The organism is Cupriavidus sp. IK-TO18 (assembly GCF_015549295.1).
GTDB lineage: Bacteria > Pseudomonadota > Gammaproteobacteria > Burkholderiales > Burkholderiaceae > Cupriavidus > Cupriavidus oxalaticus_A.
In genome coordinates, this window is record NZ_JADGMP010000035.1 from 175,970 (window position 1) to 194,305 (window position 18,336).

Below are 18,336 nucleotides of genomic sequence, written 5' to 3' on the forward strand. Positions count from 1 at the left end.
GTCTCCTTGGCGCTCGCGGGGGCGTGCGCGATGCGTTGTGGCGCTCACTTTGCCCTCACGGCAGTTAGCTTGTGAAACGGGTTTTCCTGCTAGGGCTTATCGATTAAGTCGATATAGGGGAAATACCGCTGCGACGGCCGGAGAAACCGCTTGCAACGCAGATTCCGTTTCCCTACACTAACAAAAACGTTTTTGTTAGCGGAAATCCATACTATTCGAGGCGAACTGCGCACAGACGCAGCGGCTGGCCGCCGGCCACCGCATAACGCCCGTACACCAAACGAGGAGCCTATTCATGTCCCACGCCGCCCCCGCGCCGGTGGACGAACTGCTGCCATGGCGGCGCCTGTTCGTCTTCGGCCTCCAGCATGTCCTTGTCATGGCCGCGTCGCCGATCGCGTCCGTGTTCCTGATGAGCAAGGCGCTCAACTTCCCGCCGGCGCTGGCGGTGCAACTGCTCAGCGCCACCTTCGTGATCTGCGGCCTGGGCACGCTGCTGCAGTCGCTCGGCAAGCGCGGCATCGGCGCCAGGCTGCCGTTCGTGATGCTGCCCGGCGGCGCGCCGATCGTGCTGTTCATCCTGATCGCACAGCAGACCGACGTCCAGACCGCGGCCGGCGCGGTGATCCTGACCGGCGTCTTCTACTTCTGCGTGCTGCCGGTGTTCCGGCGCTGCCTGCGCTATTTCCCGCCGGTGGTGGTGGGAACGATGCTGCTGCTGGTGGCGATCAACCTGGCGCAGGTATCGGGACGGCTGATCGCGGGCCATCCGGCAGCGGGCACCACGGTCGATCCGCTCAACCTGCTGCTGGCGTTTGCCACCATCGCCTGCACGGTCGCCGCGTCGCGGCTGCTGACGGGCATGCTCGCGCAGCTGGCGATCCTGCTCGGATTGCTGGGCGGCGCGCTGGTGGCGGTGCTGACGGGTGCCTTCCAAGTCGGCCATGTGTCGATGACGCCGGTGATCGCGCTGCCCACGCCGTTCCCCTTCGGCATGCCGACCTTCGACGTGGTGGCCGCGATCCCGCTGATGGTGTTCGCCGTGATCTCGATGGTGGAGGCCACCGGCCAGACGCTGGCGATCAGCGACGCGGTCGGCAAGCCGGTGGACCAGCAGCGCGACGTGCCGCGCACCATCCGTGCGGATGCGCTGACCTCGCTGGTGGGCGGGATGTTCGGCACCTCGCTGATCATCACCAGCGGCGAGAACATCGGCATCGTGCGCGCCACCGGCGTGCGCTCGCGCTTCGTCACCGCGGTGTCGGGCGCGATCCTGGTGGTGTTCGGGCTGCTGGTGCCGGTGTCGTCGCTGATCAGCGCGATCCCCGAGGCGGTGGTGGGCGGCACCGGGCTGGTGGTGTTCTGCATCGTCGGCACCATGGGCATCGACATGCTGCGCAAGGTCGACCTGCGCCATCACGCCAACATGTATGTCGTCGCGGTGGCGCTGGCCGTGGGCCTGCTGCCGATCCTGGTGCCCGGCATCTACGGCGGGCTGCCGGCCAACCTGCGCATCCTGGTCGGCAACGGCGTGGCCATGGGCGCCATCACCGCAGCGCTGCTCAATTTCCTGTTTTTCCACACGGGCCTGCGTGCCACGGCCCCGGCCCCCGCGGTCGGCGACGATGCCGCCGCCACGCACTGATCCCGCTTCCTCGATTGCAATGACTCGATACGATGCAACCCTGCCGGCCTGGCCCGGCGAAAATGCGCCGGCCCTGCAGCCGGACCTGTTCAGGCAACCCCGCATCCTGCTGCCGGAATGGACGCTGCTGCGCCAGGGCGCAGTGCGCGGGCAAGCGGTGGTGGTGGAGGAGGGCCGCTTCACGGCCGTGGGCAGCGCCGATGAGGTCAAGGCGCGCTTCCCGGAACTGGAAACCCTGCCGCTGCCGCGCATGCTGCTGATGCCGGGCATGATCGACACGCACCATCACCTGACCCAGTCCTTTGGCAAGTCGCTGGTGTTCGGCGAGCCGTCGGAGATTTTCCGCCGGGTGTGGGTACCGCTGGAGGGCAGCCTGACGACGGAGCACCTGTACCTGTCGTCCAAGCTGGCCGCACTGGAATCGCTGCGCGGCGGCTTTACCACCGTGGTCGATGCCGGCACGCGCAGCGACGCGGGGCTGGATGCGATCGCGCGCGCGGTCACCGATGCCGGCGTGCGCTGCGTGCTGGGCCTGATTTGCAACGACAAGCCGGGCGCCGAAACGCTCGACGCCGCGCCGATCCTGCGCCGCGCCGCCGCGCACCTCGACAAGTACGCCGGCGACCCGCTGGTGGCGCCGTCGCTGGCAATCTCGATCCCCGAGGTGGCCTCCGACGCGATGCTGCACCACGTCTACCAGCTCTGCGCCGAGTCCGGCCGGATCTTCCAGACCCACGCCAACGAGCACCTGGTGGCGGTGGAGCGCTCGCTCAACGCCTGCGGCCGCCGGCCCATCGAACACCTGGCCGCGGTCGGCGCGCTGGGCCCGGCGGCGCTGCTGGCGCATGCCACGCTGGTGACGCCGCACGAGATCCGCCTGCTCGCCGATACCGGCGCGGCGGTGGCCTACAACCCCGTGGCCAGCGCCTGGAAGGGCAACGCGGTAGCGCCCGCCGAAACCATGGCGACCTTCGGCGTGCGCCTGGGCCTCGGCACCGACGGCACCCGCAGCGACGCTTTCCGCCTGCTCGACTACGCCGAAGCGGCGCAGCGCTTTGCCTTCGGCATCGGCGTGGGAGATTCGTCGTGCGGCGCCGGCTGGCGCTGGGTCGACATGGCCACGCACGATGCTGCCGAGGTCGCGGGACTGGGCGCGCTGACCGGCGAGATCGCCGCGGGCAAGCGCGCCGACTTCCTGCTGGTCGACCTGGACGTGCCCGAGCTGGCGCCGTCGTGGGACCTGACCTGGGAACTGGTGCGGCTGGCCAACCGCGACCAGATCCGCGCGGTCTTTGTCGATGGCAGCCTGCGCCTGTGGCAAGGCTGGCCCACCGACTGGGATGCGCGCGCGCTGATGCAGGCCATCCACGCAATCGCCGCGGATACCGTCGCCAACGCGCCGATCCGCAAGCTGCACGAAGCGGCCGACGTGCACCGCGCGCGCCATGCCGCCGGCGTCGCAACCGGCGAGGCAGCGTGACGATGGACATGACGTGGTTCAGCGTCGGCGTGGCGGTCTTCACCGGCGCGCTGATCCAGGGCGCGACCGGCATGGGTTTCGCGCTGATCGTGGTGCCGGTGCTGGCGCTGGCCGCGCCGGCGATGCTGCCCGGGGCATTGCTGCTGGCGATGCTGCCGCTCAACGCCTACGTGGCCTGGCGCGAGCGCCATGCCATCGACCTGCGCGGCGCGGGCTGGATCAGCGCCGGGCGGCTGGCGGGCACCTTCGGCGGCTTGTGGGTGCTGGTGGCGATGCCGATGGCGTGGCTCAACGCGCTGGTCGGCGGCAGCACCATCGCCGCCGCGCTGGCATCGCTGCTGGCGCCGGCCTTTACGCCTGGGCGGCTGACCTTTGCCTCGACCGGGCTGATCACCGGCGTGACCGAGACCGCAACCGGCGTGGGCGGGCCGCCGCTGGCGCTGGCCTACCAGCACGCGCCCGTGGCAACGCTGCGCGCGACCGTGGCGCTGTGCTTCCTGGTGGGGGAGGTGATTTCACTGGTGGTGCTGGCGCTGAGCGGCAAGCTCGGCATGGAGCAGGTGTTCTACGCCGCTGGCCTGCTGCCGGTACTGGGCGTGGGCATGGTGGCCAGCCACCTGGTGCACCGGCGCATCAACCAGCGCATGCTGCGCATCGGCGTGCTGGTGTTCGCGCTGGTCTCGGGCGCGGTGGTGCTGCTGCGCGGCTGAGCGGCTAGGCGGCTGGCGTCGACGAGGCCCGCACCACCAGTTCCGGAGCGGGCCCGGCAATCACCGTGCGGCTGCGGTCGCCGGACAGGTGGGCAAACAACAGCTCGACCGCCAGCGACGCCACCCTTTCCAGGTGCAGGTTGACCGCGGTGAGCGGCGGCTGCGCGCCGCGGGCGCGGATGCCGTCGTAGCGCGTGGCCACCAGCACGTCGTCGGGCACGCGCTTGCCCAGGCTTTGCAGGTGGGCCATCGCGCCCACCGCGAACGCATCCACCGGCGCGCACAGCGCATCGAGCTGCGGCATCTGCGCCAGCAGCTGCGCGCAGGCATCGGCACCGCCGGCTTCGCCGCGTTCCTCGGGCGCCTTGACGATATGGCAGGGCAGGCCGGCGGCCTGCGTGAACTCGCGATAGGCGCGCTCGGTCTCCACATATGACTGCCGCGGCGCGGCGCCGATCATCAGGCCGATATGGCGGCGGCCGCGGCCGTGCAGGTGTTCCAGCAGCAGGCGCGCGGTTTCGGCCGATTGCAGGTCGACGCAAGGCACCGGCGTATCGGTCAGCGGCTCCCGCCCGATCGAGACGATGCTGACGCCGCGCTCGCGCAGCCGCGCGATATGCGGATCGGCGGCAATCGGCTCGATCACGATGGCGCCGTCGATATCGAGCGTATCGAGCAATCCGCTGGCGCCTTCCAGCGGCGGCACCAGCACCACGCCGAGCCCGCGTCCCATCGCCGCTTCCGCCGCGATCGCCGCCACTTCCATCATGAAGCCCAGCCGCGACGTCCCGCCCGCCACCGCGAACGGCATCGACGAGAGCAGCGCGATGCAGTTGGCACGCCCCGACTGCAGCCGCTGCGCGCGCACGCTGGGCCGGTAGCCCAGTTCCGCCGCGATGCGCTTGACCCGCGCGCGCGTGGCGGGATCCAGCACGCCGCGGTCGTTCAGCGCGTGCGAGACCGTGGTCAGCGACACGCCGGCGGCGCGGGCGACGTCGTGGATGGTGAGGCGGCGGGGGCGGTCTGGCGTGGAATCGGTCATGCCGGGTTTGAGCTGGGAATCAGCGGGAGCATACATCAGCGGTGACGGGCAGGTCAGCGGCGCGCGCCCTGCCTGGCCGGCGCCGACGACAATTCCTTCCAGTGCTCGCGCGTGAAGGCGTAAAGCGTCTCCAGCGCCGGCGACAGCGAGCGCGCGGCCATGCGCGCGATGCCGTAGCGGCCGCAGCGGCGCGGGTCGGGGGGCATCGGCACTTCCGCCATCAGGCCCGCGGCGCGTTCCTGCCGCGTGATCGACAGCACGCCGAACAGCAGCGTATCGGTGGCCAGCGTCACGCTGCGCAGCATGTCGAGGTTGTCGCAGTGCAGGGTGAAGAGCTTGTCGGGCGCGGCCTCGGGCCCCCATAGCTCGGCCAGCTGGCGGCTGACGATGGTGCTGAGCGTGGTGGTCGCCACCGGGTAGGCCCGGATCGCCTCGATATCGATGCGGCGCTTGCGCAGGATCGGATGGCCGGCGCGGCACACGAGGCCGGCTGGCAACTCGCCCAGAGGTTCAATGTCGACATCGTCGGCGGCGCGCAGTACATAAGCGTCGCCGACGATGGCGTCGATGGTCTCGCGCCGCAGCGCGTCGAGCAGCGCGCTGGTGGCGCCGGTTTCGGTGCGCACCTTGATGCGCGGGTGCGCCTGCGCCATGTGTATCAGGAACGGCGTTAGCAGCAACGCGGCAGGCGCGGGCGCCACGCCGATCGTCAGCGAGCCTTCCTCGCCCCCGCGCAGCAGCTCCAGGTCGCGGCGCAGCTGGCGTTCCTCCAGCCGCATCCGGCGCGCGCGGTCGGCCACCAGTTCGCCGAACACGGTCAGGCGCGCGCGCCGAGCGCCGCGGTCGAACAGCGGCGCCTTCAGCTCGTGCTCCAGCGCGCGGATGCTGCGGCTCAGCGCCGGCTGGGTCAGGTGGACGGCGCGTGCGGCTTCGGAGAAGGTGCCGTGCTCGACGATGGCGAGCAGGTGCAGAAGTTTCTGGGTGTCCATGCGGAATCCCATGCGTGTTGGTTATGGGAGCGGTTCGATATTTGCATTTGAATCATACATCGGCGCTCCCTATGATGACCGGAACACAAGAGCGGGCCGGTGACAGCACACACGGCGCCCGCCATCCACCGTCCATCGGAAACCGGAGACATCATGCTCAAGCTGTTTATCGGCCTCGGCCTGCCATACATCGGCGTCATCGGGCTGCTGCCCTGGGTAGCGACCGTCGAGCGCTTCGTGCTCGGCGTGCCCTTTATCTATGCCTGGATCTTCGCCTGGTTCGTGCTGACGTCGGGCTGCATGCTAGCGTGCTGGCTGCTGTACGACCGCCATGCCGCCGACGCGGCCCATGAAGCGTGAGGGAGAGCAGCGATGACCACAGCGGTATTCCTCGGCTTTATAGTCTTCTCGCTCTATCTCGCCATCCGCTCGAAGCAGGGCCACGGCGCACAGAGCGTGCATGACTTCTTCGTCGCCTCGCGGCAGTTCGGCGCCTACCTGGTGTTCTTCCTGGCGGCCGGCGAGATCTACAGCATCGGCACCATGGTGGGCTTTCCCGGCGGCATCTATGCCAAGGGCCCGACGTATGGCGTCTGGTTCCTCGGGTACATCCTGCTGGCTTACCCGCTCGGCTATTTCCTCGGGCCGAAGATCTGGCAAGCCGGCGCGCGCTACAACGCGATCACGCTGCCTGACCTGTTCAAGGGCCACTACGGCAGCCGCGCGCTCGAGCTGATGGTCGCCGGATCTTCCATCCTGTTCCTGCTGCCGTGGGGCCAGCTGCAGTTCACCGGTCTGGTGGCGGCGCTCAAGGGGCTGGGCTGGGAGTTCGATCCCGTATACCTGGTGCTGATCTCGGCGGCGCTGGCCTTCACCTATATCGCCATCTCCGGCGTGCGTGCGTCGGCCTACATCGCCATCCTGAAAGACATCCTGATGGTGGTGGCGATCGTCGCCACCGGCGTTGCGGTCGGCTGGAAGGCCGGCGTGGGCGATGTCTTCCATGCCGCCAGCCTGCAGGTCAGCAACCAGATGAACGACACGCAGCTGCGTTTCTCGATGAGCACCATGCTGTTCCAGGCGCTGGGCTTCTACGTGATGCCGTTCGCGGTGCAGAACTTCTTCACCGCCAAGAGCGCCAACACCATCCGCCGCACGCAGGTGGCGATGCCGCTGTACATGCTGATGTACCCGTTCCTGGTGCTCGCGTCGTACTACGCGATCAGCCAGAACCTGCAGCTGGCCTCGCCCAATGAAGCCTTCTTCGCGGCGGCGGTGCGACTGCTGCCGGACTGGCTGCTCGGGCTGGTGACGGCCGGCGCCGCGCTGTCGGGGCTGCTGGTGCTGGCCGGCATCTGCCTGGCGATTGGCCCGATCGTTACGCGCAACCTGCTGCCGGGCATGCCCGAGCAGCGCCAGAAACAGGGCGCCAAAGTAGTGATCGTGGTGTACCTGGTGCTGTCGATCGCGATGACGCTGGCCACGCCCAACCTGATGCTGACGCTGATCAACACCACCTACTACGGCGTGACGCAGTTCTTCCCCGGCGTCATCGTGATCCTGTTCTCGCTGAAGGTGCGGCCGATGGCGATTGCGCTCGGGATCCTTAGCGGGCAGGGGCTGGCGATCGCGCTGTACGCGCAGCAGGCCGATTTCGGCGGCATCAACCTCGGCCTGGTCAGCCTTGCGGTCAACCTGCTGGTGACCGTGGTGGCGAACTATACGCCGCGCCTGGCGCGCGTGCAGCCGGCCTGATCCTTACGACTCATGCAACCAGTGATGACCCACAACGACACGGCGCGCACGCAGGTATTCGTCGCGCGCAAGATCCTCACGATGGAAGTGGCTCAGCCGGAAGCGACCCATGTCGCGGTACGCGACGGGCAGATCCTTGCGGTCGGCGGCGCGGCGGAGATGACGCCATGGCCTGACGCGGTGGTGCTCGACACTTTCCGCGACAAGGTACTGATGCCCGGCATGATCGAAGGCCACTGCCACCTGATGGAAGGCGCGATGTGGGACGCGGTCTATGTCGGCTACTTCGACCGCCGCGATCCCGATGGCAGGCTTTGGCGTGGGCTGCGCACGCTGGACGAAGTCATCGAACGCCTCGCCGATGCCGCCGGCAGGCTGCAAGACCCCGACACGCCGCTGCTGGCGTGGGGTTTCGATCCCATCTACTTCGGCACCGCGCGGCTGTCGGTGCGCGAGCTGGATCGCATATCGGCGACGCGGCCAGTCGTGGTGATGCATGCCAGCGTGCACCTGATGAATGTCAATTCGGCGATGCTGGCATTGGCCGGCATCGATGAAGACACCGACATCGACGGCGTGCACAAGGACGCGGGCGGCAAGCCCACCGGCGAGCTGCAGGAGTTCGCGGCGATGTTCCCGGTGCAGCGCGTGATCGGGCGCGGCCTGTCGCTGGCTGCGGCGGAGGACGCGGAGGCGGTGCGCCGCTTCGGGCGTGTGGCGCAACTGGCCGGCGTGACCACGGCGACAGACCTGGTCAACGAGCTCTCGGCCAGGGGCCTGGAAACGCTGCATGCGGTGACGTCGGATGACGGCTTTCCGCTGCGCATCGTGCCCGCGTTCGCGCCGCAGCGCGACGCGCGGGGCGGGCCGGCACGCGTTCAGCAGGCCGCCGCCGCCGGCTCCGACAAGCTCCACTTCGGCCCGGTCAAGTTCATCGTCGATGGCTCGATCCAGGGCTTTACCGCGCGGCTGCGCGCACCCGGCTACGCCGGCGGCCAGCCCAACGGCCTGTGGCTGATCCCGCCCGAGCAGCTGCTGGACGCGTTCGCGCCGTTCCACCTGGCCGGGCTGCCGCTGCACATCCATACCAACGGCGACGAAGCCACCGAGGTCGTGCTCGACACCTTGGAAGCGCTGCTGTCGCGCCATCCGCGCGCCGACCATCGCCATACGCTGCAGCACTGCCAGCTTGCCGATGCGGCGCAGCTGGCGCGGGCGAAGCGCCTGGGGCTGTGCATCAACTTCTTCGCCAACCACCTGTACTACTGGGGCGATGCCCATGCCACGCAGACCGTGGGCCCGGAGCGCGGTGCGCGCATGAACCCTGCGGGCACCGCGCGGCGCCTCGGCATTCCGTTCGCGATCCATTCCGATGCGCCGATCACGCCTTTGAACCCGCTCTTCACCGCCTGGTGTGCGGTGCAGCGCCATAGCGCCTCGGGCCGCGACATGGGCGAGGCCGAGCGGCTGACGGTGGCGGACGCACTCCATGCGGTCACGATGGGCGCGGCCTACACGCTCGGGCTCGACCATCGCATCGGCAGCATCGCGCCTGGCAAGCTGGCCGACTTTGCCGTGCTGGAGGACGATCCCGCCACCGTGGATCCTGCGCAACTCAAGGATGTGGCCGTGTGGGGCACGGTGTTGGGCGGCCGCGTGTTCCAGGCGCCTGCGCGATGAACGCCCGGCCTCCGATCCCGCTGGTCGTCGTCGGCGGCTACCTGGGCGCGGGCAAGACCACGCTGCTGAACCGGTTGCTGGCCAATGCGCAAGGGCTGCGCATTGCCGTGCTGGTGAACGACTTCGGCGAGATCAATATCGACGCCGCGCTGATCCGAACGCGCAGCGACGATGTGATCCAACTGGAGAATGGTTGCGTGTGCTGTTCCATCGGTGGCCGGCTGGCTGAGGCCTTGCTGGCAATCGCCGACCGCGACGTGCGGCCCGACCTGCTGGTGATCGAGGCCAGCGGTGTGTCGGACCCGCAGCGCATCGCACAGATCGGCCTGCTCGATCCGGCGTTCCGGCTCAACGCGGTGCTGGTGGCGGTGGATGCCGCCGCCGTGCATGACAGCCTGCGCGACCCGCTGGTCGGCGAGATGGTGCGGCAGCAGATCGCGGGCGCATCGGTGGTGGCGCTGACCAAGACCGACCTGTGCGCTGCCGGCAGTGCAGCGGCAACGGTCGGGACCATCAGTACGCTTGCGCCGCGCGCCACGGTGCTGGAAGCCTGCGATGGCGACCTGCCTTTGTCAGTCTTTGTCGACGCAGCCATGACGACGCCGGCTAGCACCGGCGTGCTGCAGGCGCACGCCGGCTGGCCCCGGCCCGCGCCACATGCCGGCATCCGCAGCTTCGCCTACCAGACCGGCCGCAGCTTCGACAAGGCGCGGCTACGCCAGGCGCTGTTGAGTCTGCCCGTGCGCCTGCTGCGCGCGAAGGGCCTGGTCAGGCTGGCGGCCGATCCGCGGTTGCACGAGGTTCACGTGGTCGGGGGCAGGATGCGGATGCGGTCCATGCCGCACGGCGATGCTGGCGAATTCGGTGAATTCGCGCTGGTCTTCATCGGCGCCTTCGATGCCGCGGGAGCGGATGCCATTTCCGCCAGCATGGAGTCTGCACTGGCCTGAGACAGAAGGCGTCAGGCATGGAACTCACACTATCCAAACGTCTCCGCATAAAGAGCCACCAGCCAGTCGACGAACACACGCACGCGCGGAGACAGTTGCCTGTGATGCGGATACAGTGCCGACACCGGCAGGTCCGGGCTGGGCCAGTCGCTCAGGACCTCCACGAGCCGCCCTTCGCGCAAGGCGTCGTCGACGTGGAAACGCGGCACCTGGATCAGCCCGCAGCCGCGCAAGGCGGCCACGACATAGTTCTCGGCATCGTTGACGGACATCCATCCGGCCAGTGAATACGACTGGAGTTGCCCATTGACGTGCAGCTCCACCGGATAGCCGGGCGCGCCGCTACGCGAGAAGAATTTCACGACTTCGTGCCGGGAGAGCTGGTCGGGATGTTGCGGGGTGCCAAACGCCTTCAGGTACGCCGGACTGGCGCACACGACCTGCGGCATGAGCGCCAGGCGCCGCGCAATCAGTGAAGAGTCTCGTGGCGTACCCGCGCGGATGACGCAATCGACGCCTTCCCGTACAAGATCCACCAGACGGTCGCCGCCGGATACCACCAGATCGATGCGCGGATAGCGTGCGCGGAATTCGTCGATGCGCGCCAGCACGATCTGCGTGGCGTGGGTACCGTGCATGTCGACACGCAAGACGCCACGCGGATTCGCCGCCACATGCTGCAGAGCCGACTCGGCGTCGTCGAGTTCAGCCAGCAGGTGGACGCAGCGCTCGTAGAACGCCTGGCCGTCGAGCGTCGGCCTGACCTGCCGCGTCGTGCGTTCGAGCAACCGGACCCCGAGCCGCGTCTCGAGCGCCTTGATGGCATGGGTGGCGGTGGCGCGCGGCATATCGAGAGCCGCCGCAGCGTGGCTGAAACTGCCCAATTCGACAATGCGGGTGAACAGTTGCAGGGAATCGAAGCGGTCCACGGGATGTGGCTATTGTTGAGGCTGGTTGAATTGATTTGGCGATTTTGCACCATTTATCTGGCAGGGGCGAACAACCACAATTGGCTCCAACGGCATGTCGCCTTGTCCCTCCTGGAGCCTTCCCATGAACACCCTGACTACGAACCCCACCAAAGCGGCCCTTGTCACCGGCGGATCGCGCGGCATAGGCAGGGCCGTGGCTTTGCGTCTCGCGGCCGACGGCTTTGCCGTTGCGGTCGGCTATGCCGGCCATGTGGCGCACGCCCGGGACACCGTCGCGGCGATCGAAGCGGCCGGCGGCCGGGCCATCGCGATTCAGGGCGATGTCGGAAGCCCCGATGATGTGGCCCGTCTTTTTGCGCAGACCAAGGCGGCATTCGGCGGCATCGACGTGGTCGCCAACTGCGCCGGCGTGATGCCGCTGGCACCGATCGCGCCCGGCAGCCTGGCCGACTTTGACAAGGTCATTGCGACCAACCTGCGCGGCACGTTCCTGGTACTGGCTCAGGCGGCCGAAAACGTCGGCGCGGGAGGACGGATCATTGCGGTGTCGACCAGCGTCATCGCGAAGTCATTCCCGAGCTATGGGCCGTACATTGCGTCCAAGGCCGGCGTGGAGGGGCTGGTCCGCGTACTGGCCAACGAGCTGCGCGGGCGCGGTATCACCGTCAATGCCGTGGCGCCGGGGCCGGTGGCCACCGAGCTGTTTCTCGATGGCAAGAGTGCGCAGCAGATCGACCAGATCGCGCGGCTCGCTCCGCTCGAACGGCTCGGTACGCCCGAGGATATCGGTCGCGTCGTATCGTTCCTTGCTGGCGAGGATGGTGGCTGGATCAACGGGCAGGTGCTGCGCGCAAATGGGGGATTCGCATAAGCCGCCGCGCCGCACCCCTGCAATCCTCGTGGCGCACGTCAGGTATGGAACTCGCCGGTGGGAGCATCCGAAGCAGGCGGCCGCTCCCAGCCGCTGCGCTCGAATTCCGCGATCACCTGCGCGCCGAGCAACAGCAGCGTCGCCGCGATCTCCAGGCTCAGCAGCACCACGATCGCCGTGGTCAGCGAGCCGTAGACCCGCCCCACCTGCGACAGCGTGGTGAAGTACCACACCAGCGCATGGCGCGAGATCTCCCACAGCACCGCGGCAAGCACCGCGCCGCACAGCGCATGCCGCAGGGACAGCCGGCCGACCGGCATCACCATGTAGATCGACGTCAGCATCAGGATCTCGCCCAGGAAACCGAGCAGGTAAAGGAGCGTGGTGGAAAGCCGGTCGAGCGACCATTCATGGCCCAGTACTTCCACATGCCGTTCGCCGATGGCGATCAGCCCGCCCGAGACGACCGTCACCAGCAGCAGCCCCAGGCTCAGCACCGCGATATAGCAGTAAGGCAGCACCGCCGAGATCAGGAAATGCCGGCGCCGGATCGCGACGCGATGGACGAAGATCACCGACATGGCGTTTTCCAGCACGGTGAACGCCAGCGAACTGAAGAACAGCATCGTGCCGAGCAAGACCCAGCCGACCGTGGCGCGGGTGCGCAGGAACGACGCCAGCTCGGGCACCAGCGCGCGGGACTGTCCGGGCACGACCCACTCGAGGTAGCGTGCCAGCGTCGACAGCAACAGCTGCGGGTCGATCACATGCGACAGCGCGATCACCATCAGGATCAGCAACGGCACGATCGACAGCAACGCGTAGTAGGCCACCGCCCCGGCCAGCAACAGGCCCTGGTTGGCACGAAACTGGACCAGCGTGCGCCACATGAAGCGCCCCGGATGACGGAGCAGGTCGCGGACGCGGGCGTCGAGAAGCTGCATGGCGGGCACCGAGAGAGCAGGTGCCGACATTATGCGTCGGCGGGCGCCCGAGTGCCCGGCCCGCGGTGCCGGCGGCGCCCGCGCCGCGCCGGCTTGCGCCGCGCGGAATCAGACCTTGATGTCGATCGTCTGGCCCAGATGCGGCGGGTTGCTGGCCGCGACCGGCTGGGGCATGGCCTGCAGCAGTGCAGTCACGCCTTGTGCCTGCATGTCCAGCGACTTGCGCAGCATCAGCAGGCTGACCGGATCGGCGCCCGGATCGCCAGCCAGGCCGGCGGTAACGTTGGAGATTTCCATGAAGAGGGTTTCCTTGGCGAAGGTGGGGAGAGACGGCGGGATGACCGCCAACACCCAATGACGGCCGCGGCCGCCCAACCTTGAGCGCCGCGGGCACGGGCGACATTCCTATGGGTTATCCATGGGTTATCGCCCCTACGCCAGCGGCGCCTCCGCCGGCACCTGCTGTGCCCCCGCCGCCCGCCGCAGGCAGTCCAGCATCGCCGCCACCGCCGCGCGCGACTCGCCATCCGCGCGCCAGTACATCGACACCGAGCCGAACCCCGCCAGCCGTAGCGGCACGATGCGCAGCGCGCCCAGTTCTTCCAGCCGGCGCGCGGTGCGGTGCGAAGCCAGCCCGACCATGTCGCTGTTGTTGAACAGGGTCAGGTTCAGCACGGTGGAATTGCTCTCGACGCAGTCCGCCGGCAGCGCGCGCCCGGCGCTGGCGAGCGCGCCTTCCAGCGCATTGCGGATCGGCGTGCCGCGCGGCCAGACCACCCAGCGGTGGCGGTACAGGTCTTCCCACGCCACCTTGCCGCCCTGCAGCAGGGGGTGCCGTGGCCGGGCGACGAAGTGGATGGGCTCCATGTAGAGCGATTCGGTCCGCATCTGCGCATCCTGCAACTCCGGCGCCGAACGGCCCACGACGATGTCCAGCTCGCTGCGCGCGAGCTGCCCCATCAGCCGGTCCATGGTGGTTTCCAGCAGCCGCACGCTGGCGCGCGGCATCTGCTGCAGCAATTGCAGCGCGGCCAGCGGCACCGTGTCTGCCGCCGAGGCCCCGGACGTGCCCACCACCACCAGCCCGCTGCCGCCGTCGCGCATGGCTTGCAGGTCGTCGCGGGCGGTATCCAGCTGGGCCTCGATCCGGCGCGCGTGCTCGATCAGCGACTCGCCATATGGCGTGGGCCGCAGCCCGCGCGCCTGGCGCTCGAACAGCGGCAGGCCGATATCGTCCTCCAGGTCTTTCAGCCACTTGGAAAGCCCGGGCTGGGTGGTGTTCAGCATGGCGGCTGACTGGCTCATGTTGCCGGTCTCGGCCAGGCTCAGCAGCATCTGCAGGTTGCGCAGGCGCAGTCTCTGGGTCCAATCCATCGGTGTGACCTATACGTAAAATCGTATCGATAAGATTAAAACTTCATTTCAAATCTTATAGGGCCGGGCGTATAACGACAACAAGACGGTGCGCACTCAAACAGGCACCCAAAAGCGCTCCCGAACATACCCGAGCACAAGTTACGGAGACAGCATGTCCGAGCACACCCCAGACCCGGCCCGCGTGGCCTACTACGAAGAAATCGGCCGCAGCCACATGACCCCGCTGTGGGAGTCGCTGCACGCCCTGGTGCCGCCGCAGCCGCGCCCGCAGATCGTCCCCGCCATCTGGAAGTACGCGCAGATCCGCCCGCTGGTAATGCAGGCCGGCGGCGTCATCAGCGCCGAGGAAGCGGTGCGCCGCGTGCTGGTGCTGGAGAACCCTGGCATCCCCGGCAAGTCCGGCATCACCTCCACGCTCTACGCGGGCCTGCAGCTGATCCTGCCGGGCGAGATTGCCCCCAGCCACCGCCATACGCAGTCGGCGCTTCGCTTTATCGTCGAAGGCAAGGGCGCCTGGACCGCCGTCAACGGCGAGCGCACCACCATGCATCCCGGCGATTTCATCATCACGCCGTCGTGGACCTGGCATGACCATGGCAACCCCAGCGTGGAAGACGGCGGCGAGCCGGTAGTGTGGCTCGATGGCCTGGACATTCCGCTGGTGCAGCAGTTCGACGCCGGCTTTGCCGAGAACTACCCCGAGTCGCAGCAGCCCGTGACCCGCGCCGAAGGCGACAGCTTTGCCCGCTTCGGCCACAACATGGTGCCGGTGCGGCACCGCGTGACCGATCCCACTTCGCCTGTCTTCAGCTACCCGTATGCCCGTTCGCGCGAAGCGCTGGACCAGCTCTACCGCAACGGCGAACTCGATCCCTGGGACGGCGTCAAGCTGCGCTATGTCAACCCGGCCACCGGCGGCTGGCCGATGCCGACCATCGCCACCTTCATGCAATACCTGCCCGCGGGCTTCCAGGGCAAGACCTACCGCAGCACCGACGCCACCGTGTACAGCGTGGTGGAAGGGCGCGGCACGGTGCGCATCGGCGATGCGCAGTTCCAGTTCGAGCCGCGCGACGTGTTCGTGGCGCCGTCGTGGGCGCCGGTGCAGCTCGGCGCGCTGGAAGACGCCGTGCTGTTCAGCTATTCCGACCGGCCGGTGCTGTCCGCGCTGAACCTGCTGCGCGAATCGCGCACCTGAACCCGACCACCCCGACTACCCTGACCAATGCCGCCGCGCGCGGTGCCGTCCGGCACCGCCGTGCCGGCGCTCACCCGACAGATCCCTGGAAGCCTTGAACATGTCCTACGTCTTCACGCCCCCCGCCACCGTTGCCATCCCCGTTGCCGGCAGCGATGACCAGTTCGCCGTGCGCCGCGTCTACTGCGTGGGCCGCAACTATGCCGCCCACGCCCGCGAAATGGGCTTCGATCCCGACCGCGAGCCGCCGTTCTTCTTCTGCAAGCCGGCCGACGCCATCGTCCCGGTGCAGGCCGGCACCACGCTCGACCTGCCCTACCCCGCGCAGACGCAGAACTATCACTACGAGGCCGAGCTGGTGGCCGTGATCGGCAAGGGCGGCTCGGATATCCCCGTCGAGCAGGCGCTCGAGCACGTGTGGGGCTACGCCGTCGGCCTCGACATGACCCGCCGCGACCTGCAGATGAAGATGCGCGAGATGGGCCGCCCGTGGGAAATCGGCAAGGCCTTCGACGCCTCGGCGCCGGTCGGCCCGATCCACCGCGCCAGCGACATCGGCCACCCGCAGCAGGCCGGCCTGTGGCTGACGGTCAACGGCGAGACCAAACAGCGCAGCACCGTCGCCCACCTGATCTGGTCGGTGGCCGAGACCGTGGCCTACCTGTCGCAATTCTTCCGCCTGGAACCGGGCGACGTCATCTTCACCGGCACGCCCGAAGGCGTGGGCGCGGTCAAGGCCGGCGACACCATGGTCACCGGCGTCGACGGGCTGGGCGAATTGACCGTGCGCGTGGTCTGACTTCACGCCACGCACAGCACACAGGCAATCCGATCATGCAGCTCTACAGTTTCTTCAACAGCTCGACGTCCTATCGCGTACGCATCGCGCTGGCCCTCAAGGGCCTGCCGTACGACTACCTCGGCGTCAATATCCGCGCCGGCCAGCACTGTGAGGCGGAGTATGTCGATGGTATCAACCCGTCCGCTTCCGTGCCCGCGTTGGTCGATGGCGAATTCACGCTGGGCCAGTCGTTCGCGATCATCGACTACCTGGACGCGCGCCATCCCGAGCCGCGCCTGCTGCCTCAGGATCCTGGGCAACGCGCACGCGTGCTGGAGCTGTCGATGCTGATCGGCTGCGATATCCACCCGGTCAACAACCTGCGCGTGCTGCGCTACCTGCAGGACACGCTGAAGGTCACGCCCGGGCAGAAGGACGCCTGGTACCGCCACTGGATCGACGAAGGCATGGCCGGCGTCGAGCGGCTGCTGGCACGCCACGGCCACGGCAGCTGGTGTTTCGGCGATGCGCCCACACTGGCCGACGTCTCGCTGGTGCCGCAGGTGGCCAACGCGCTGCGCATGGGCTGCGACCTCGGCCGCTACGAGCGCGCGATGGCCGTCTACGCCCATGCCAGCGTCCATCCCGCCTTTGCCCAGGCCGCGCCCGCGCGCCAGCCCGATTACACCGCCTAAGCACCGCCTAAGCACCGCCTAACGCCAGCGGCGCAGGCCAGGAGACAGACATGAGCAGCACCCTCAACGCGACCAATAACGCGACCGGCAAGGTCCTCATCATCGGCGGCGGCATCGGCGGCCTGGCCGCGGCGCTGGCGCTGGCACGCCAGGGCATCCGCATCGAACTGCTGGAGCAGGCCGAGCAGATCGGCGAGATCGGCGCCGGCATCCAGCTGGCCGCCAACGCCTTCGCCGCGCTCGATGCGCTCGGCGTGGGCGAGGCCGCGCGCGGCCGCGCGGTCTTTACCGACTACCTCAGCCTGCGCGACGCCATCGACACCAGCGTCATCGCGCAGGTCGATGTCGGACAGGCGTACCGCGAGCGCTTCGGCAACCCGTATGCGGTGATCCATCGCGCCGACATCCACCTGTCGATCCTGGAAGCGGTGCAGGACCACCCGCTGATCACCTTCCGCACCAGCACGCGGGTCGAGCAACTGCTGCAGGACGATCACGGCGTCACCGTGATCGACCAGCATGGCGAGCACCACCGCGGCGACGCGGTGATCGGCTGCGACGGCGTCAAGTCCGCGATCCGCCAGGCACTGATCGGCGACGAGGCGCGCGTGACCGGGCACGTGGTCTACCGCGCGGTGGTCGACGTGGCCAACATGCCGCAGGACCTGCAGGTCAACGCCCCGGTGGTGTGGGCCGGCCCGCACTGCCACCTGGTGCACTACCCGCTGCGCGGCGGCCAGCAATACAACCTGGTGGTGACCTTCCACAGCCGCGAACAGGAAAGCTGGGGCGTGCGCGACGGCAGCAAGGAAGAAGTGCTGTCGTACTTCGAGGGCATCCACCCGCTGCCGCACCAGATGCTGGACCGCCCGACTTCATGGAAGCGCTGGGCCACCGCCGACCGCGACCCGGTCGAGCGCTGGAGCTTCGGCCGCGCCACCATCCTTGGCGATGCCGCGCATCCGATGACGCAGTACGTGGCGCAGGGCGCCTGCCAGGCGCTGGAAGATGCCGTGACGCTGGGCGCCGCGGTGAAAGCCGCGGATGGCGATTACGCCGGGGCCTTCAAGTTATACGAGCAGGCCCGCATCCCGCGCACCGCGCGCGTGCTCTATGCCGCGCGCGACATGGGCCGCGTCTACCACGCCAAGGGCGTCGACCGCCTGGTGCGCAACAGCCTGTGGACGGGCCGTACGCAGGCGCAGTTCTACGACGCGCTGCAATGGCTGCACGGCTGGCGCGCCGACAAATGCCTGAGCCCCACACCCTGGCTGTAAAGCACTGAAC

Annotated in this window: 18 protein-coding genes; 12 read left to right on the forward strand and 6 right to left on the reverse strand. The window is 68.3% G+C overall.

What is annotated here, in order from left to right; genetic code table 11:
- Nucleotides 1–295 precede the first annotated feature (295 nt).
- From IPF36_RS27845 to IPF36_RS27855, 3 genes are read left to right on the forward strand one after another with little or no spacing between them, the layout of a single operon-like run.
- Nucleotides 296–1,645 (forward strand): uracil-xanthine permease family protein, encoded by a 1,350-nt coding sequence (locus tag IPF36_RS27845; protein ID WP_135703775.1) that lies wholly within the window; start codon nucleotides 296–298, stop codon nucleotides 1,643–1,645.
- A gap of 19 nt (nucleotides 1,646–1,664) precedes the next feature.
- Nucleotides 1,665–3,125: an amidohydrolase family protein gene (locus IPF36_RS27850; RefSeq protein ID WP_195431541.1), complete on the forward strand. Its 1,461-nt coding sequence runs from the start codon at nucleotides 1,665–1,667 to the stop codon at nucleotides 3,123–3,125.
- Nucleotides 3,126–3,127: 2 nt separating this feature from the next.
- Complete coding sequence (locus tag IPF36_RS27855; RefSeq protein ID WP_116319688.1) at nucleotides 3,128–3,835, forward strand: sulfite exporter TauE/SafE family protein; 708 nt, start codon at nucleotides 3,128–3,130, stop codon at nucleotides 3,833–3,835.
- 4 nt (nucleotides 3,836–3,839) lie between these two features.
- Here IPF36_RS27855 and IPF36_RS27860 read toward each other — a convergent pair whose 3' ends face one another.
- The gene (locus IPF36_RS27860; protein ID WP_195431542.1) at nucleotides 3,840–4,877 is read right to left on the reverse strand and encodes a substrate-binding domain-containing protein; all 1,038 of its coding nucleotides are present in this window, start codon (nucleotides 4,875–4,877) and stop codon (nucleotides 3,840–3,842) included.
- A 53-nt stretch (nucleotides 4,878–4,930) separates the two neighbouring features.
- The gene (locus IPF36_RS27865) at nucleotides 4,931–5,866 is read right to left on the reverse strand and encodes a LysR family transcriptional regulator (protein ID WP_195431543.1); all 936 of its coding nucleotides are present in this window, start codon (nucleotides 5,864–5,866) and stop codon (nucleotides 4,931–4,933) included.
- A gap of 153 nt (nucleotides 5,867–6,019) precedes the next feature.
- Here IPF36_RS27865 and IPF36_RS27870 point away from each other — a divergent pair, with 153 nt between their 5' ends.
- The 4 genes from IPF36_RS27870 to IPF36_RS27885 are packed head-to-tail and all read left to right on the forward strand — an operon-like array spanning nucleotide 6,020 to nucleotide 10,251.
- Complete coding sequence (locus IPF36_RS27870) at nucleotides 6,020–6,226, forward strand: DUF3311 domain-containing protein (RefSeq protein ID WP_111521179.1); 207 nt, start codon at nucleotides 6,020–6,022, stop codon at nucleotides 6,224–6,226.
- Nucleotides 6,227–6,238: 12 nt separating this feature from the next.
- On the forward strand, nucleotides 6,239–7,621 hold the full coding sequence (locus tag IPF36_RS27875) for a sodium:solute symporter (RefSeq protein ID WP_195431544.1): 1,383 nt from the start codon (nucleotides 6,239–6,241) through the stop codon (nucleotides 7,619–7,621).
- Between the two features lie 24 nt (nucleotides 7,622–7,645).
- Nucleotides 7,646–9,301 carry an amidohydrolase gene (locus tag IPF36_RS27880; RefSeq protein ID WP_195431545.1) on the forward strand — a complete coding sequence of 552 codons (1,656 nt, stop codon included), beginning with the start codon at nucleotides 7,646–7,648 and terminating at the stop codon, nucleotides 9,299–9,301.
- On the forward strand, nucleotides 9,298–10,251 hold the full coding sequence (locus tag IPF36_RS27885; protein ID WP_195431549.1) for a GTP-binding protein: 954 nt from the start codon (nucleotides 9,298–9,300) through the stop codon (nucleotides 10,249–10,251). Before IPF36_RS27880 ends, IPF36_RS27885 begins: the two co-directional genes overlap by 4 nt.
- A 29-nt stretch (nucleotides 10,252–10,280) precedes the next feature.
- Here IPF36_RS27885 and IPF36_RS27890 read toward each other — a convergent pair whose 3' ends face one another.
- Nucleotides 10,281–11,180 (reverse strand): LysR family transcriptional regulator, encoded by a 900-nt coding sequence (locus tag IPF36_RS27890; RefSeq protein ID WP_133095397.1) that lies wholly within the window; start codon nucleotides 11,178–11,180, stop codon nucleotides 10,281–10,283.
- Nucleotides 11,181–11,313: 133 nt separating this feature from the next.
- Between IPF36_RS27890 and IPF36_RS27895 the strand changes: the two genes are divergently transcribed.
- The gene (locus IPF36_RS27895) at nucleotides 11,314–12,054 is read left to right on the forward strand and encodes an SDR family oxidoreductase (RefSeq protein WP_195431644.1); all 741 of its coding nucleotides are present in this window, start codon (nucleotides 11,314–11,316) and stop codon (nucleotides 12,052–12,054) included.
- Between the two features lie 38 nt (nucleotides 12,055–12,092).
- On the opposite strand, the gene IPF36_RS27900 is transcribed toward IPF36_RS27895, so the two are convergent.
- The 3 genes from IPF36_RS27900 to IPF36_RS27910 all read right to left on the reverse strand — a co-directional run bounded on the left by IPF36_RS27900 (nucleotide 12,093) and on the right by IPF36_RS27910 (nucleotide 14,372).
- Nucleotides 12,093–12,998 carry a YihY/virulence factor BrkB family protein gene (locus IPF36_RS27900; protein ID WP_135703779.1) on the reverse strand — a complete coding sequence of 302 codons (906 nt, stop codon included), beginning with the start codon at nucleotides 12,996–12,998 and terminating at the stop codon, nucleotides 12,093–12,095.
- Nucleotides 12,999–13,106: 108 nt separating this feature from the next.
- Entirely contained in the window at nucleotides 13,107–13,295 is a 189-nt protein-coding gene (locus tag IPF36_RS27905) for a YjfB family protein (protein WP_195431550.1), read from the reverse strand.
- Between the two features lie 135 nt (nucleotides 13,296–13,430).
- Nucleotides 13,431–14,372 carry a LysR family transcriptional regulator gene (locus IPF36_RS27910; RefSeq protein ID WP_133095228.1) on the reverse strand — a complete coding sequence of 314 codons (942 nt, stop codon included), beginning with the start codon at nucleotides 14,370–14,372 and terminating at the stop codon, nucleotides 13,431–13,433.
- 154 nt (nucleotides 14,373–14,526) lie between these two features.
- Here IPF36_RS27910 and gtdA point away from each other — a divergent pair, with 154 nt between their 5' ends.
- The 4 genes from gtdA (at nucleotide 14,527) to IPF36_RS27930 (ending at nucleotide 18,326) form a co-directional block, all read left to right on the forward strand.
- On the forward strand, nucleotides 14,527–15,573 hold the full coding sequence (gene gtdA / locus IPF36_RS27915; protein ID WP_135703780.1) for a gentisate 1,2-dioxygenase: 1,047 nt from the start codon (nucleotides 14,527–14,529) through the stop codon (nucleotides 15,571–15,573).
- A 100-nt stretch (nucleotides 15,574–15,673) separates the two neighbouring features.
- Nucleotides 15,674–16,372 (forward strand): fumarylacetoacetate hydrolase family protein, encoded by a 699-nt coding sequence (locus IPF36_RS27920; RefSeq protein WP_195431551.1) that lies wholly within the window; start codon nucleotides 15,674–15,676, stop codon nucleotides 16,370–16,372.
- Between the two features lie 35 nt (nucleotides 16,373–16,407).
- Complete coding sequence (maiA, locus tag IPF36_RS27925) at nucleotides 16,408–17,049, forward strand: maleylacetoacetate isomerase (RefSeq protein WP_135703781.1); 642 nt, start codon at nucleotides 16,408–16,410, stop codon at nucleotides 17,047–17,049.
- A 50-nt stretch (nucleotides 17,050–17,099) separates the two neighbouring features.
- The gene (locus tag IPF36_RS27930; RefSeq protein ID WP_135703782.1) at nucleotides 17,100–18,326 is read left to right on the forward strand and encodes a 3-hydroxybenzoate 6-monooxygenase; all 1,227 of its coding nucleotides are present in this window, start codon (nucleotides 17,100–17,102) and stop codon (nucleotides 18,324–18,326) included.
- The last annotated feature ends 10 nt before the right edge of the window (nucleotides 18,327–18,336 follow it).

Coding starts and splice junctions, on each gene's coding strand:
- IPF36_RS27880 (WP_195431545.1), top strand. CDS start 7,646: ATGACCCACAACGACACGGCGCGCACGCAGGTATTCGTCGCGCGCAAG.
- IPF36_RS27875 (WP_195431544.1), top strand. CDS start 6,239: ATGACCACAGCGGTATTCCTCGGCTTTATAGTCTTCTCGCTCTATCTC.
- IPF36_RS27905 (WP_195431550.1), bottom strand. CDS start 13,295: ATGGAAATCTCCAACGTTACCGCCGGCCTGGCTGGCGATCCGGGCGCC.
- maiA (WP_135703781.1), top strand. CDS start 16,408: ATGCAGCTCTACAGTTTCTTCAACAGCTCGACGTCCTATCGCGTACGC.
- IPF36_RS27855 (WP_116319688.1), top strand. CDS start 3,128: ATGGACATGACGTGGTTCAGCGTCGGCGTGGCGGTCTTCACCGGCGCG.
- IPF36_RS27845 (WP_135703775.1), top strand. CDS start 296: ATGTCCCACGCCGCCCCCGCGCCGGTGGACGAACTGCTGCCATGGCGG.
- IPF36_RS27930 (WP_135703782.1), top strand. CDS start 17,100: ATGAGCAGCACCCTCAACGCGACCAATAACGCGACCGGCAAGGTCCTC.
- IPF36_RS27920 (WP_195431551.1), top strand. CDS start 15,674: ATGTCCTACGTCTTCACGCCCCCCGCCACCGTTGCCATCCCCGTTGCC.
- IPF36_RS27860 (WP_195431542.1), bottom strand. CDS start 4,877: ATGACCGATTCCACGCCAGACCGCCCCCGCCGCCTCACCATCCACGAC.
- IPF36_RS27900 (WP_135703779.1), bottom strand. CDS start 12,998: ATGCAGCTTCTCGACGCCCGCGTCCGCGACCTGCTCCGTCATCCGGGG.
- IPF36_RS27850 (WP_195431541.1), top strand. CDS start 1,665: ATGACTCGATACGATGCAACCCTGCCGGCCTGGCCCGGCGAAAATGCG.
- IPF36_RS27865 (WP_195431543.1), bottom strand. CDS start 5,866: ATGGACACCCAGAAACTTCTGCACCTGCTCGCCATCGTCGAGCACGGC.
- IPF36_RS27870 (WP_111521179.1), top strand. CDS start 6,020: ATGCTCAAGCTGTTTATCGGCCTCGGCCTGCCATACATCGGCGTCATC.
- gtdA (WP_135703780.1), top strand. CDS start 14,527: ATGTCCGAGCACACCCCAGACCCGGCCCGCGTGGCCTACTACGAAGAA.
- IPF36_RS27885 (WP_195431549.1), top strand. CDS start 9,298: ATGAACGCCCGGCCTCCGATCCCGCTGGTCGTCGTCGGCGGCTACCTG.
- IPF36_RS27910 (WP_133095228.1), bottom strand. CDS start 14,372: ATGGATTGGACCCAGAGACTGCGCCTGCGCAACCTGCAGATGCTGCTG.